At 67.5% G+C, this 14,510-nt stretch carries 12 protein-coding genes; 5 read left to right on the top strand and 7 right to left on the bottom strand.

Annotated features, from left to right (window positions below; all coding sequences use genetic code 11):
• Position 1: 1 nt before the first annotated feature.
• The 4 genes from ACJH71_RS16960 to ACJH71_RS16945 are packed head-to-tail and all read right to left on the bottom strand — an operon-like array spanning position 2 to position 7,141.
• Positions 2 to 2,080: an FAD-dependent oxidoreductase gene (locus ACJH71_RS16960; protein ID WP_406759154.1), complete on the bottom strand. Its 2,079-nt coding sequence runs from the start codon at positions 2,078 to 2,080 to the stop codon at positions 2 to 4.
• Positions 2,077 to 5,253, bottom strand: a complete 3,177-nt coding sequence (locus ACJH71_RS16955) for an ATP-binding protein (RefSeq protein ID WP_406759153.1) — start codon at positions 5,251 to 5,253, stop codon at positions 2,077 to 2,079. The genes ACJH71_RS16960 and ACJH71_RS16955 overlap by 4 nt, the downstream gene beginning before the upstream one ends.
• Before the next feature lie 2 nt (positions 5,254 to 5,255).
• Positions 5,256 to 5,765: a hypothetical protein gene (locus ACJH71_RS16950; protein ID WP_406759152.1), complete on the bottom strand. Its 510-nt coding sequence runs from the start codon at positions 5,763 to 5,765 to the stop codon at positions 5,256 to 5,258.
• Positions 5,762 to 7,141 (bottom strand): hypothetical protein, encoded by a 1,380-nt coding sequence (locus ACJH71_RS16945; protein ID WP_406759151.1) that lies wholly within the window; start codon positions 7,139 to 7,141, stop codon positions 5,762 to 5,764. Before ACJH71_RS16945 ends, ACJH71_RS16950 begins: the two co-directional genes overlap by 4 nt.
• 129 nt (positions 7,142 to 7,270) lie before the next feature.
• Between ACJH71_RS16945 and ACJH71_RS16940 the strand changes: the two genes are divergently transcribed.
• Genes ACJH71_RS16940 through ACJH71_RS16920 form a run of 5 tightly spaced genes read left to right on the top strand, consistent with a single transcriptional unit; the run spans position 7,271 to position 12,381 of the window.
• Positions 7,271 to 7,933 (top strand): hypothetical protein, encoded by a 663-nt coding sequence (locus tag ACJH71_RS16940; protein WP_406759150.1) that lies wholly within the window; start codon positions 7,271 to 7,273, stop codon positions 7,931 to 7,933.
• Positions 7,930 to 8,979: a polyprenyl synthetase family protein gene (locus tag ACJH71_RS16935; RefSeq protein ID WP_406759149.1), complete on the top strand. Its 1,050-nt coding sequence runs from the start codon at positions 7,930 to 7,932 to the stop codon at positions 8,977 to 8,979. Before ACJH71_RS16940 ends, ACJH71_RS16935 begins: the two co-directional genes overlap by 4 nt.
• Positions 8,980 to 9,010: 31 nt before the next feature.
• Entirely contained in the window at positions 9,011 to 9,763 is a 753-nt protein-coding gene (gene thyX, locus ACJH71_RS16930) for an FAD-dependent thymidylate synthase (RefSeq protein WP_406759148.1), read from the top strand.
• Positions 9,764 to 9,794: 31 nt separating this feature from the next.
• Complete coding sequence (gene dapA, locus ACJH71_RS16925; protein ID WP_406759147.1) at positions 9,795 to 10,697, top strand: 4-hydroxy-tetrahydrodipicolinate synthase; 903 nt, start codon at positions 9,795 to 9,797, stop codon at positions 10,695 to 10,697.
• Positions 10,698 to 10,704: 7 nt separating this feature from the next.
• Positions 10,705 to 12,381, top strand: coding sequence for a ribonuclease J (locus ACJH71_RS16920; RefSeq protein ID WP_406759146.1), 1,677 nt, complete (start codon positions 10,705 to 10,707; stop codon positions 12,379 to 12,381).
• A 13-nt stretch (positions 12,382 to 12,394) separates the two neighbouring features.
• Here ACJH71_RS16920 and ACJH71_RS16915 read toward each other — a convergent pair whose 3' ends face one another.
• The 3 genes from ACJH71_RS16915 to ACJH71_RS16905 are packed head-to-tail and all read right to left on the bottom strand — an operon-like array spanning position 12,395 to position 14,408.
• Entirely contained in the window at positions 12,395 to 13,261 is an 867-nt protein-coding gene (locus ACJH71_RS16915) for an SAM-dependent methyltransferase (RefSeq protein WP_406759145.1), read from the bottom strand.
• 2 nt (positions 13,262 to 13,263) lie between these two features.
• Complete coding sequence (locus ACJH71_RS16910; protein ID WP_406759144.1) at positions 13,264 to 14,097, bottom strand: mycofactocin-coupled SDR family oxidoreductase; 834 nt, start codon at positions 14,095 to 14,097, stop codon at positions 13,264 to 13,266.
• Positions 14,094 to 14,408, bottom strand: coding sequence for a putative quinol monooxygenase (locus ACJH71_RS16905; protein WP_406759143.1), 315 nt, complete (start codon positions 14,406 to 14,408; stop codon positions 14,094 to 14,096). The genes ACJH71_RS16910 and ACJH71_RS16905 overlap by 4 nt, the downstream gene beginning before the upstream one ends.
• Positions 14,409 to 14,510 lie beyond the last annotated feature (102 nt).

The following is a 14,510-nucleotide window of genomic DNA, read 5'->3' as shown; positions in this document are numbered from 1 at the left end:
TTCAGGGCAGATACCAGCCGCGAATGCGGTGGAATCGGTGCCGCCCCGCCACGGCATTCGCGGCTTGCAGGCCCGACATGACCGCTGCCTCGATACACCCGGCGTTGATTCCGGAATCGGTCCAATCGCCGGCCAGAACCACGTTGTCGTAACCGCTTTCGTCGGCGCGCAGTCGGTAGCGGTCGGTGCCGGGGATGGACTGCACGTACCGGTCGGAGGGATCGACGTTGACGCTGACGTGCTGGGTGTTCAGCGCCGCGCTGCCGCGTTCGCCGTGGACACCACTGAGCAGGTGCCAGTTGAACCCCGCCTCGCTGACGGCGGCGGGAAGGAACCGGTACAGGTGATGATCGAGGTGGTCGACGACCTGCTCGTGGACCCGCCGCTGGTGTCGCTGCAGATAGCCGGAGCCGACTTCGTCGGTGGGCCACGCCGCGTCCAAGGTGCCACAGAAGTAGGCCACCGTACCGGGCCGATCGTGCTCGGGCCAGTCCTCGGCCCACAGCGTCTGCGGCATGGATGCCCAGGTCTCGAACGGGGGCAGATAAGCGCTGAGCGTCACCCCCGGATCGTTCCAGCCCAGCTCGGGTTCGTTGGGGCGCAACCAGATCTGAAAGGCCTGGGTCGCGACGGTGCGCACCTCCGCGGTCATCCGACGCCACTCCGGCCGGTCTTCGACCAGTTCGGCGGCGACCACCGGCAACATGCCCAGGGACACGGCCAATACGACGTGGTCGAAGTCGACTCCCCGGCGTAGCACCCGGGTCTCGGCGTCGGTGTGCTCTGACCAATGCGTTTCCAGCGCATGCCAACCACCGTGGGGGATCCGATCGGGTGCGGCGAGTTGGGCGGTCAACGGGCTGCTGGGAAATACCGGCAGGCCGCGCACCGTCGTCAGCGGCTCATAGTGGGTGCGGCCGTCGGAGAGGCGCACCTGCCGGGCAAGTGTGATCGCATCGACCGACTGCCGCCGGTCATCGAGGTGCAGCGCCTCGAGGCGGTGGAAGAACTCGAACTCGACGCCGCGTTGCCGCAACGCCTGGTACAGCGGTGCGATGACGACATCGCCCATTCCGGCGGTCATTTTCCAGAAGATCGCGCCTTGGTGGCTGAAGAGCGCCGAACCGGTCATCAAGATGGCCAGTCCGGCCCCGAACGACGGCCGGTCAGGGTCAGCGTCGGCATAGCCGAAGACAAGGTCGTACAGCCCTCGGACCAGCGCGAAATCGCCGACGTCGGGATGTGCCCCATGGCGTAACAGCCAGGCGATGAAGTCTTCGTCGTTGATCGACCGGAAGCCCCGTGGATCGGTGACCAGATTGTCGGCCAGGATGCCGCGGATCACCGCGGTCATCATCGACAGCAGCAGCCAGTACCGCTTGTGGTCGGGCCGGTGGTCGTAGTCGAGTGCCGTGCGCACCGCCGCCAGGGCGTCGTCGACCAGCCGCGGGACGGTGGCCTGCGCCGACCGAGGTTCGGCCAGTACGGCCAGTACGGCGAGTGCTGCGTCGACGACCGTCTCGCTCAATCGCGCGGTTCGCGGTGGATCGGGGGAGGTGGTCAGGGCAAATCCGAGCCACGCGGTACCGCGCTGCGATTCGGCGAAATCACAGACCAGTTGCACTGCACGGCGGGTGAATTCCACCACCGTCATCTCGCGCCCGGTACTGTCCGCCTCGCCGGGCAGGCCGTCGTTGCCGGTGAAGGTGGCCAGCCAGGTCAGCCAGTGGCCGCCGAACTCATCGGCGACCGCGACATTGTCCGCCGGAATCAACGCCTGGTCCCAGGTGGCCAGTGGTGCCGTCGGATCGGTTGTGGCCCGGTCGAGTTCGGCGTAGCACTCGCGAAGCAACCGGAAGGCGTTCTGGTAGCAACCCAGCCAGACGTGTAGCCCATGTTCCTCCACACGTCCGTGCGGGCCTCGGCTGGATGCGGCCTTTCCGCCGAGTCGCCAGCCGCGCTGGTAGACCGTGATGGAGTCGAAGCGATCACGCCAACCCGGTTCGCTCAGCCGCCACGCGGCGCTCAGTCCGGCCATGCCGCCGCCCAGGATGGCGACGCGGCCTCCGGCTCTACTCACCTGAGCAGCGCCCGCGCCCGGCGCAGTTCCGGCCAGTCGCTGTCGGCCGGAAACCGGTTGATCGCGTCTCGCAGTGTGCTCGTTGCGGTTTCGCCGCGCAGTTCGACGTTGTCCACCGCGGCACGCAACTCGAAAATCAAGGCGCCCTGTTCGTGCGCGGTCGCGATTGCCGTGCGCAGGTCCGCTTCGCGCGCATCGGCGTCGTCGAGGGTCCGCGCGCGCAACCGAAACAGTTCCGCGCGGTAGAAGTTCACGCCGGTGTCGTCGGCCGCCTGCAGTGCCGCGGCCAGGCGTTCGCGGGCCGCGTCGGTCCGGCCGGCGGCGAGCAGCAGCCGGACGAGCACCGCGTGGTAAAAGCTCGCGAAGATGTTCCACTTGGTCTCGCCGAATTGGTCGACGATCCTTGCCATCTCGTCGATATGCGGCTGCAACGCGGCCGGATGTTCGTCGCCGGCCGATAGTGCCGACACGGCTCGGATGGTGGCCCGTTGAATGGAAACCAGCATTGCCGCGTACTCGAAGCCGTGCCGTTCCACCTGTACCGCGGATTCGTCGGCGACATCGGTGGCGAGGTCCAGTTTGCCGGTCTCGATGGACATCCAGATTTGGTAGAACCGTTGGTAGCCAAGGCTGAAGGGCCCCTGGGGGAAGCCGAGGCCGGCCACCCGACGGACGGTCGCGGCCAGCTGGTCTTCGGCACCGGCGAGATCACCTTGGACGAAGCGGGTCAGCGCCAAATGGGTGTGCACCGACGTGATCGGGTCGCAGGGAATGTAATACACCGATTCGTAGTCGATGTTGGTAGTGGCGAGCACCGCTGCGACCAGTTCGAGCGCCGTGCGTGCGTCGTTGAATTCTCCGCCGAACAACGCGGCCGTGCCGAACGCGGAGCGAAACCAGCTCTGGCCGGCCAACCGACTCGACTTGGCGAGTTGCAGGCATCGGTGCAGGTCCCCCCTCGTCAGGTAGTAGGCCCAGAGGGTGGCCAGGGTCGCCGAGCGGTCCTCTTCGCGCAGACTGGTGTTGGCCAGCTGCAGGCAACGTTCGAGGTCGGCGGAGACCTCCGGGTACAGGGGCCCGTTCACTGCGGTGGTGAGGAATGCTCGCTCAAGGCGAAGGTTGGTCTCGCATCCGTCACGGGCCGGGGCTGGTGTCGCCCGTTCGATCTGGATGATGGCGCGGGTCAGGTTGGCGCGGGCTTCGTTGATGGCGCCTCGAAGCCGGGCATCGGATGCTGCCCGTCGGTGGGCGTCGGCGGCTGCGTCGAAGCGTTGCGCGTGTTCGTAGTGCAGCGCCACCAGATGCCAGTCCGGATTGTCCGAGGCGGCGACGATCGCGTCGGCGGCACGGCCGTGCAGGGTGCGGCGCACGCTGGGCGGTGGCAGCTCGTAGGCGACCTCACGGAGCAATTCGTGACGAAACCGCCAGCGTTCCTTGGCCGTGGGGAGGAAGACGCGCGCGGCCGCCAGGGCCTGGAGGGCCTCGTCCAGGCCGGACTCGCTCATCTCGACGACACTGGACAAGATGGCGCGGTCGAACTCCCGGCCGATGGTGGCGGCGGCCTCGACCACTTCAATGGTGGTGTCGCTGGCCCGAAGCCGTGAGAAGAGCGGTTCGTAGAGCGCGTCGGGGGCGCGCGCCCAGCCTGCTGCGTCGGTGGGTTGCTCGTGGAACTTGGCGACGACCTCCTCGATGTAGAGCGGCACACCGTCGCAGCGGCGCTGCACTTCGGCCCGCTCGGCCCCGGACAATGCCGGGTCCAACGCGGCGACCAGCTGGTCGGTCTCCTGCGCGGTCAACGGTGCGAGGTCGAACACCTCGATCTGCGCCGCTATGGCGCGAAGGGGGCGCGTGTCGCGCGCGGTGAGCACCGCGAGCAGCGTGCCGGTGTTGCCCCCGAGGAGCGCCGCGATGACGTCGAGTGTCGAGGCATCGAACCACTGCAGGTCCTCGGCCAGGATCACGGCCGGACCGGATCCGACACAGGCACGCAGATATCCGACGATGGCCTCGATGATCTGCTGGTAGAGCTTGGTGCCCTCGGCCTGCACTGGTTGGTAACCATGCTCGGCCGCGATGCCCAACACCGGCGCCAATAGCGGGACGGCGGCGGAAGGCTCAAAACCCTGTGCTTGCAACTCTTCTTCCAGTAACCGCATCCGGGCGCCTTGGGCGGTCGTCCGCTCGATCCCGCACCGTTGCTCGAGCAGGGCGCGGATCGGGTAGAGGCCCGCGTCGGCCTGAAACGGTGATCCGATCAGCGCCAGGGCCGGCCTGCCGGACTGTTCGGCCAGGTCGACCGCCGTCGCGGCCAATCGACTCTTGCCCATACCCGCCTCGCCGCTGAAGCAGACCCCCGCAACGGCCAGTGCACCGCTTTGAGCCTGAATCCAGGCCTCCTGCAGGTGGGCCAGCTCGCGTCCTCGGCCGATCAGTGGCCGCGTCGGAACCCGCGTCCGGCCGAGGTGTTCTTCGACGACTCGGTAATGTTCGACCGGCTCCTCGATGCCTTTGACGCGTTGGGCTGCTCGGGCTTCGAGTTCGAAGTGGTGGCACACCAGTGGCGCGATCGCCCCGGAGACGACCACGCAGCCCGGCGGCGCCAGGCCGGAGACCCGGGCGGTCAGGTTGGCGCCCAGCCCGTATACGTCGTCTTGCGCGACGTCCAGATACACCAGCCCCCGGTGGACGCCCACCCGCACCGAGATGTCGAAGCCGAATCGCGTTCGCACCCGATCGCTGAGTTGCGCGATCTCCCGGGTGATGTCCAGTCCGGCCTGGACGGCTCGTCGCACGTCGTTCTCGTGGGCTATGGGATGGCCGAACACCGCGAGCAGTCCGTCGCCCTTGGTGGAGAAGATGTGGCCCTCGTAGCGCTCGACGACGTTGGTGACCTGCTGTCGGTAGCGCCCGATCACCGTGCGGTAGATCTCCGGGTCGATACGGGTCGACAATGCGGTCGAGTCCACGACATCTGCGAAAAGTATTGTCATCCGCCGAAGTACGTCGCCGCCGACGGCCGGTGCAGCGAGCAGATCTTCGGCGTCTTGATTGTCCCCGTCGATGGTGAGTACCTGCTCGGCCAGGGCGCTGGCGGTCATACGGTCGCCGGTGTTGATTGCTTGCACCGCGTGATCAAGCAATTCGTCGATCGTGCTCGGAGGATCGGACATGGTCACAGGTCTACGGTGACGGCCATCTCGTGCTGCCGCGAAATGCTGGCCTGCACACTGGTGAGCCGGACGCTGCCGCGATACGTGCCGCTGGAATAGTCCTGCCCTCTGACGCCCACCCGGAAACGGCTCGCGTGGACACGCAGGATGCCCGGCACGAACACCAGTGCATGCGCGCCGATCGCATCGGATTCGGCGCCGAGCCGACGGAAGGGCTGGGCGACCGACAGCACCCGCTCGCAGCCGCTGTCGGGTTCGGCTTCGATGAACTCGGACAGCTCCACGTCGTCGGTTGACGTCGGGCTCCAGAACGAGAACATGGCCTGAGTCCACTGGAGGCTGGCGGCCATCCCCAGATTGAGCAGCTCGCTCGCCGTCTTGGCGACGTGTTCGGAACCATACGTGCCGTTGCGGATCTGGTGGTCGACCCGCTGCATGAGCGCACCGGCTTCGTTGACTAGGCGCTGTGATGTAGTGGCGTACTGGGTGATCCAGCCGGCGGTATCGGTCATCTTGCGCCCCCTTGGCTGGCCCGCAGTCGATCCAGATAACGCCAGGGATCGGAGGCAAGCCGGGCGGCCAGATCGGCGGCGAGCGTTATCGACTCCTCGATGGGCATTGCCCCGGCCGCCCATTTGGCGGCCAGCGCCGCGCTCCTGCCGGACATGTCGTCGATGCACTGGTTGACCATCTCGACGGCCAGCGTCACGGCGCTCGGGGCGCTGTCACCGGCTCCCGGCGACGTGTGGGCCGCCGCGATACCGGCGATCTGCGCGGGCGCCGACGGCTCCCAATCCGTCCAGCCCTTACCCCCGGCCTCAGCGCGTTTGGCCACGCCACCCAGCAGCAATTCCACACCCTGATCGCCGTATCCCAGCACACAGCCGAAGACGGCCGCGGGAACCCAACCCAGGTCCCGGAAACCGGCGACCTTTCTGGTGCGCACCCGCACGCCGGGGCTGGCGGCATCGCCGTCGGTGGCGGTCATCCTGATGAAGCCCTCGTCGATCACCATCCGGCCGTCGCCGTGCTCACCCGTTGCCGGATCGTCGTCCAGTGCGAAATCGACGCATGCGGTCGGCGCCGATGGTTGGCCCTCGACGCCGGCGCTCTTCCAGTACTTCAGCGGTGTCACCAGCTGCGGTGTTCCGGCGATCGGACAGGTGGTGCTGCAATGTTCAAGTACCCGGCTCCAACCGTCCGGGCGGGTGGGCCAGCCCTGCATGTAGCAGAAGAACGGCAGGCAGTGATGCCAGTTGAGCGGGTCGACGACATTCTTCAACTCGTCGAGTGACACTGCGGGGCTGGTGAACTCGGTGTTGTACACCACGCACAGTCGTCCGCGCACGAACTTGGGTTTGGCTTGGCACAGCGGCACCGCAGCGATATCGGCGCGGATCAATCCCGCACTGACAGCGATGTGCATGACGTCCGGCCAGTCGGAGCGATCGTGGAAGGCGCGTCGTAGCAGGCTGAGCAGATCAGTACCGTGCGCGGCGCCAACGATGGTCAAGGTCGCGGCGAACTGGTCATCCCACCGGTCGGGTGGGTAATACTGCGGCAGGTGGCTCAGGGCCCCGATCGCGAAAACCAAGCGGGACAACTGCACCGCGGTCAGGGGCTGTGACTGCGTGTCGGTGACAGATCCGTTTCCCGTTTGCAGCGTCGCCAACGCCTGGCCCAGGTCCGGGGCCGCGGGCGCACCCACCTCACGGTGGTCCAGACCGGCCAGGAAGCCGAGCAATTCTTCGTACCACCCCGCATTCGCCCCTGCAGTGTCTGGAAGATAACGCTCGACGGTGGCTTCGATTTCCGGGTCGCCGGTGTCGGTGACCGCTTGATCGAGAGCGCCGTAAAGCGCCAACAGAGATTGAATCGCAGTTGCCATATCGGTCGCCACCATTGGGCCTCCGATCTCCCGATTAAGCAGGTAGTATACGGCGTTCAGGTCGTTTATCGGCAAGCCCCGCAGCATTAAATTCTCGGTAACACGGATAATTTCCACAAGGGGAAATTGGTGAACAAATCTTTCGATGACGGGTCTATCGACGATTTACCGTGGGCGTCAATTTTCGACCCCGCCGCCAATGCACGTGCGCTCAGTGCGATCCAGGCCGAAGGATTCCGTGCGGCCCGCAGAATCGTCGATCAATTCGCTAAAGCAGCCGAGATCGCGCCCGATTGCGCCTCCGCCAACCGCAGCAGCGGCGCAGGCCCCGCCGGCCTGTCGGAATGGGAACAGCTGACACGGGCCTGGTGGTCGACCGCCGGGCAGTTCCTGCTTCGGTCGCTGCCTGCGCGCCAACACGGCGACGGCGCGACGGTGACGCTGGACATCAATGATCCGTCGTCCAAGGGCGCCTTGACACTTCGGGTCACCGGTCCGGGTTCGGCCACCGGTGAGGTCTGGTTACACAACCGGGAGACCGACGACCGCGCGGAGGTCCGGCTGCGGTGCAGTGAGCTGCTCGGCCACGGCGGCCAGGTGATCGGGGCCGACGCGGTGCGGGTGGAACCGGCCACGGTGCCGATGCCGCGCAGGTCCAGCCGTGGCGTGCAGATCACCGCCGATGTCGGGCCCGAGGTCTGCCCGGGTACCTATCGCGGCACCCTGCTGGCCGTCGGCTATCCCGATCTGTGGCTGCCGGTGGTGCTCACCGTCGCAGCGCTGGAACCGTGACCGACATCGCCGACCGCGAAGCGGTGGCCGCGGTCGATGAGCGCCTCGGCGAGGTCGCCCGGATGGTCCGCCGTTCGATGCTCGACGCGCTACCCGACGGCGAACCCGCCAAGTGGCTGTACGCACCGCTGCGGGCGTATCCACAGCGGCCGGGAAAGGCACTGCGGCCGGCACTGTGCCTGTCGGCGGGCCGGGCCTTCGGTGCGGACACCGACGCACTACTCGGTATCGCCGTGGCGATCGAGTTGCTGCACAACGCTTTCCTGGTCCACGACGACATCGCCGATGGCAGCGAGATGCGCCGCGGTAGGCCGACGTTGGGCGCCCAGTACGGCATGGCGACGGCGATCAACACCGGCGACGCGTTGGCCCTGGTCGCCGGGCAGGTGCTGCGGCGAGCGACCCGCCAGCTCGACCGCGACCTGGCGGAACTGGTGTGGGCCGAGTTCGACACGATGGCGCTGCGGACCTTGGAGGGGCAGGCGATCGAAGTGGGCTGGCAGGCCGACCAGGTGGACGACCTGCGCCCCGAGGACTACCTGAATCTGATCCTGCACAAGACGTGCTGGTACACCACCATCCATCCGCTGCGGGTGGGGGCGATGGTGGGATCGGGTGGCACCGCGGAGCTGGGGACGCTGGTGCGGTTCGGATTTCATTTCGGCGCCGCGTTTCAGATCCGCGACGATCTGCTGAACCTGGTCGGCGACGAACGGATCTACGGCAAGGAGATCCTGGGCGACATCTACGAAGGGAAGCGGACCCTGCCACTGGTCCATCTGCTGTCCGTGGCGCGACCAGCAGACCGGGACCTGCTCGCGGACTACCTGCGCCGCAGTCGATCGCAGCGCTCAGCGGCGCTGGTGCGGCAGGTGCGCACTCTGATGGACGACTACGGCAGCATCGCGTTCACACGCCAGTACGCCGAGGGCATTCTGCTGGCGGCCCAGGAGTACTTCGAGGGCGCGTTCGCCAATGCCCGCCCCGGCCCGGATCTGGAGTTCCTGCGCGCGCTGGTGCCGTATGTGTGGGCGCGGTGGCGCTGACACCTGCCGGGCACGCCTTAAGGTGAGTGCCGTGGCCGAGACGGCGCCGCTGCGCGTGCAACTGATTGCCAAGACCGAGTTCACTCCGCCGCCGGACGTGCCGTGGAGCACTGACGCCGACGGCGGTCAGGCCCTGGTGGAATTCGCCGGCCGAGCCTGTTACCAGAGCTGGTCAAAACCCAACCCGCGAACCGCCACCAACGGGGCCTACCTCAGCCACATCATCGACGTCGGGCATTTCTCGGTGCTCGAGCATGCCTGCGTGACCTTCTACATCAGCGGCATTTCGCGGTCGGCCACCCACGAGCTGATCCGGCACCGGCATTTCTCGTTCTCCCAGCTCTCGCAGCGTTACGTCCCGGAACCGGACTCGCGGGTCGTGGTGCCGCCCGGCATGGAGGACGATCCGGAGCTGCAACAGATCCTGACCGACGCCGCGGACGCCAGTCGCGCCGCCTACGTCGAGCTGCTGGCCCGGCTGGAAGCCAAATTCGCTGATCAGCCCAATGCGGTCTTACGGCGCAAGCAGGCCCGGCAGGCCGCTCGTGCCGTGCTGCCCAACGCCACCGAGACCCGCATCGTGGTGACGGGCAATTACCGGGCGTGGCGGCATTTCATCGCGATGCGCGCCAGCGAGCACGCCGATGTCGAGATCCGCCGGCTGGCAGTCGAGTGCTTGCGGCAGCTCACCGAGGTGGCTCCGGCGGCATTCGGGGACTTCCAGATCAGCGCGCTGGCCGACGGCACCGAAGTCGCGACCAGTCCGCTCGCCACCGAGGTCTGAGCAACTCCAGGGGCCAGGTAATCTTGGGGCCGTGAGCAGCAGCGGATTCGACGCCAAGGCGCAGTTCGGCACCGTGCTGACCGCCATGGTCACCCCCTTCGGCGCGGACGGCTCGGTGGACACCGACGCCGCCGTGCGCTTGGCCAATCGCCTCGTCGACGCCGGTTGCGACGGTTTGGTGATCTCGGGCACCACTGGTGAGTCGCCGACTACCGCGGACTACGAGAAGCTCACTCTGCTGCGTGCGGTAGTCGAGGCGGTCGGTGACCGGGCCCGCATCATCGCGGGCGCCGGCAGCAACGACACCGAGCACAGCGTGCGCCTGGCCGAGGCGTGCGCCGGGGTCGGCGCACACGGCCTGCTGGTGGTGACGCCGTACTACTCGCGTCCGTCGCAGGCCGGTCTGTTGGCGCACTTCACCGCCGTCGCCGACGCCAGCGCGCTGCCGGTCATGCTCTACGACATCCCGGCCCGCTCGGTGGTGCCGATCGCGCCGGACACCATCTTCGAATTGGCTGAACACCCCAACATCGTCGCGATCAAGGACGCCAAGGGGGATCTGCACGCCGGAGCACAGATCATGGCCGAGACCGGATTGGCCTACTACTCCGGCGATGACGCCCTCAATCTGCCGTGGCTGGCCATGGGAGCCACCGGATTCGTCAGCGTGATCTCGCACTTCGCAGCCGGTCAGCTGCGTGACATGCTGGCCGCATTCGAGGCCGGCGACGTGGAGACCGCCCGCAAGATCAACGTCTCGATCGCCTCGCTGTCCAACGCGATGGGGCGCGTGGGCGGGGTGACTTTCGTCAAGGCCGGTCTGCGGTTGCAGGGTTTCGAGGCGGGTGACCCACGGTTGCCGATGGTGCCGGCGTCCGCCGCCGAGGTCGACGAACTGGCCATCGACATGCGCGCCGCGTCCGTGCTCGGGTGAGGTGCGGGTGACTGACGAACTTGCCCCGCCGGGGCCACTGACTGAAGGCGGACTGCGCGTCACCGCGCTCGGCGGTGTCAGCGAAATCGGCCGCAACATGACCGTTTTCGAGCACCTCGGCCGACTGCTGATCATCGACTGCGGCGTGCTGTTTCCGGGCCACGACGAGCCCGGTGTCGACCTGATCCTGCCGGACATCCGGCACATCCAGGACCGACTCGACGACGTCGAGGCGCTGGTGCTGACCCACGCCCATGAGGACCACATCGGCGCCATTCCGTTCCTGCTCAAATTGCGGGCCGACATCCCGGTGGTGGGTTCGAAGTTCACCCTGGCCCTGGTTGCCGCCAAGTGCCGGGAGCACCGCATCAAGCCGGTGTTCGTGCAGGTGGCCGAGGGTCAGCGCAGTACTCACGGGGTGTTCGAATGCGAGTACTTCGCGGTGAACCACTCCATCCCGGATGCACTGGCGATCGCGGTGCACACCGGCGCGGGCACCGTGCTGCACACCGGGGACATCAAGCTCGACCAGCTGCCTCCGGACGGGCGTCCGACGGATCTGCCCGGGATGTCGCGCCTGGGCGACAAGGGCGTGGACCTGTTCCTGTGCGACTCGACCAACGCCGAGATTCCCGGTGTCGGTCCGAGCGAGAGCGAAGTCGGCCCCACCCTGCACCGGCTGATCCGCGGCGCCGAGGGCCGGGTGATCGTGGCGTGCTTCGCCTCGAACGTGGACCGGGTGCAGCAGATCGTCGACGCCGCGGTGTCGCAGGGCCGGCGGGTGGCCTTCGTCGGCAGGTCGATGGTCCGCAATATGGGGATCGCCAAGGATCTGGGCTTTCTGCGGGTCACAGACCGCGATGTGATCGACATCGGGGCCGCCGAGGAGATGCCGCCGGAGAAGGTGGTGCTGGTCACCACCGGAACCCAGGGCGAACCGCTCTCGGCGCTGTCACGGATGTCGCGCGGCGAGCACCGGTCGATCACGCTGACCGCCGGTGACCTGGTGGTGCTGTCGTCGTCGCTGATCCCCGGCAACGAAGAGGCCGTCTACGGCGTGATGGACGCGCTGGCCAAGATCGGCGCCCGGGTGGTCACCAACGCTGCGGCGCGGGTGCATGTCTCCGGGCACGCCTACTCCGGCGAGCTGCTGTTCCTCTACAACGGGATCCGGCCGCGCAATGTCATGCCGGTGCACGGCACCTGGCGGATGATGCGCGCCAACGCCGCGCTGGCCGCCCGCACCGGGGTGCCCGAGGAGAACATCGTGCTGGCCGAGAACGGGGTCAGCGTCGATCTGGTCGCCGGGCAAGCCCGCATCGCCGGTGGGGTGCCGGTCGGCAAGATGTTCGTCGACGGGCTCGTCGACGGCGATGTCGGCGATGCGACGCTGGGGGAGCGGTTGATCCTGTCCAGCGGATTCGTCGCGATCACGGTGGTGGTGCGCCGCGGGACCGGCAAGCCGGTGGCTCCGCCGCACCTGCATTCGCGGGGTTTCTCCGAAGACCCCAAGGCCCTGGAGCCGGCGGCCCGCAAGGTCGAGGCGGAGCTGGAATCCCTTGCTGCAGAGCAGGTCACCGATCCGGTACGGATCGCTCAGGCGGTGCGCCGCACGGTGGGCAAATGGGTGGGCGAGGTCTACCGGCGTCAGCCGATGATCGTGCCGACGGTGATCGAGGTCTGAACCGGCTCGCACCTCAGAGCTTTTCGGCGTACACCGACCATTCCAGGTCACTCGCGCCCAGGTTGCGGCCGGTGGGCTCGACGTAGCGCTGAAGGAATTGTTCTGGTCCGGCCTGCTCGATAAGTCGCCAGCCGTATCCGGCAAGAAAATCCGCCACCTCGGCAGGCTGCAGCCCGAAATGCCACAACTTGTTGACCATCCTGCGATACAACGCCGGCGAGCCATACAGGTTCGTACCGTCGATGAAGTCACGGCGGACGTAGGTGAACACCAGTCGGCTGCCCGATGCCGCCGGGCGCAGCCCCTCGAGGGTGCTCCGGACGGCGCTCTCGCTCAGGTATTGGGTCACGCCTTCCCATACGAAGAACGTGCGGAACGCCGTTCGGTAACCGTGCTCGACGAGGGCGGTCAGCACGTCGTCGTGTGCGAAGTCCAGTGCCACCAGCCGAACCGACAGTGGCAGGCCACCGAGCACCCGGCGCACGGTGGCGGACTTGCGGGCGATGTTGACGGCCTGATCGACCTCGAAGACCGGGATGGGGTTATGCCGGGCGAGTCGGTAGGCGAGCGTGTCCAGGCCCGCGCCGAGGACCACGACGGCTTGGACACCCTCACCGGCCTCATCGACCCGGTCGGAGATGAAACGCTTACGGCAGGTCAGGTTGACCCACAGGCCCGGCCCGGATCGGTCCATCGCGGCGATGAACCACCTCCGCAGCGGCGCGGGCCGCAACGCCGCCACCAACCAGCGCAGGGCGGCCGGCAGGAACGGCGCCGCCAAGTCGTCGTCGACCAGGCGTCGCCCCGGCGGCTCGTGGTGCTCGATAGCCGCGAGCACCATCGGGCCGTAGGCCGTCTGCGCTGCCGGGTTGCGTGCCACGGCTACCTCTTGTTGATGAACCCGGCGTCGACGGGCAACGTGATGCCGGTGATGTAGCGGGCCGCATCGGATACCAGCCACGCCACCGCGTTGGCGATGTCCTCCGGTTCCAGCACCGCCACCGGCAGCGCATTGCCCATGTCCGGTGGCTTCCCCGTCGCGGCGGTGAGCTCGGCCAGCCAGCCGCGGACGTAGTCGTTGTTGATCATCGGGGTGTCGACACCGGCCGGGTGCACCGAGTTCACCCGAATGCTGTGCTGCGCCAGCAGGTTCGCGTAGACCCGCATCAGTCCGACCAGCCCGTGCTTGGCTGCGGCGTAACCGATGGCCCCGGCATCGTGGCTGCCGATACCGGCCAGGCCCGCGGCCGAACTGATCAGCACGATCGACCCCCCGTCGCCTTGGTCGACCATCGTCGGAATCGCCGCCTCGATGGTGTGGTACACCCCGGTCAGGTTGACGTCGATCACGTCGTTCCAGCCATCGGCCGCGGCCATGGGGGCGATGCCGGCGTTGGCCACCACGATGTCCACCCGGCCCAGCTCGTCGACGCCGGCCCGCAGGGCGGCGCCCAACGCCACCTGGTCACGCACATCGGCCTGCCGGGCCACGATGCGCGCACCGGTGTCTTCGACCAGCTTGACCGTGGCCGCCAAGTCCTCGGCGTCCGCCAGCGGATAGGGCACGCTGTCGATCTGCTGGCACAGGTCGACGGCGATGATGTCGGCTCCATCGGCGGCCAGTCGCAGGGCATGGGCGCGGCCCTGGCCGCGGGCGGCGCCGGTGATCAGCGCGACCTTCCCTTGCAGGTTTCCGCTCGACGGCCGCGCTGTCACGGACGCAACTGCCCTTTGCCCGGGTCGCCGGCCGGGACCGCCTGCAGCATTTTGATGTCGGGTGCGCCGGCCAGGTGCTCGGTGAGGCTGCCGAACAGCTCACCGACGGCGGGCGCCGTCGAGTGCGCCTTCAACGCATCGGCATCGGCCCATTGCTCGATGAACACGAAGGCTCCGTCGGCTTCGTGCAGGGAGTAGAGCTGGCAGCCCGGTTCTTCGTGCACCTGTCCCACCGCCTTGGTGCAGATTTCGCGGACGGCCTCGACCGATTCCGGCTTGACGGTGAAGGTGGCGACGACGACCACGGGCATATGCGGCTCCTTGGCTGATGGGGGATTCACGGGCCACCCTACCCAGCCCTGGGCCGGATGCGCGGTGAACCGACCGGCCGGGGCCAGTGTGGCTTATGGTGC

Origin of the sequence: Mycobacterium sp. SMC-15, assembly GCF_045310925.1 — a bacterium.
Classification (GTDB): domain Bacteria; phylum Actinomycetota; class Actinomycetes; order Mycobacteriales; family Mycobacteriaceae; genus Mycobacterium.
This window is presented reverse-complemented; position numbering and strand designations above follow the sequence as displayed.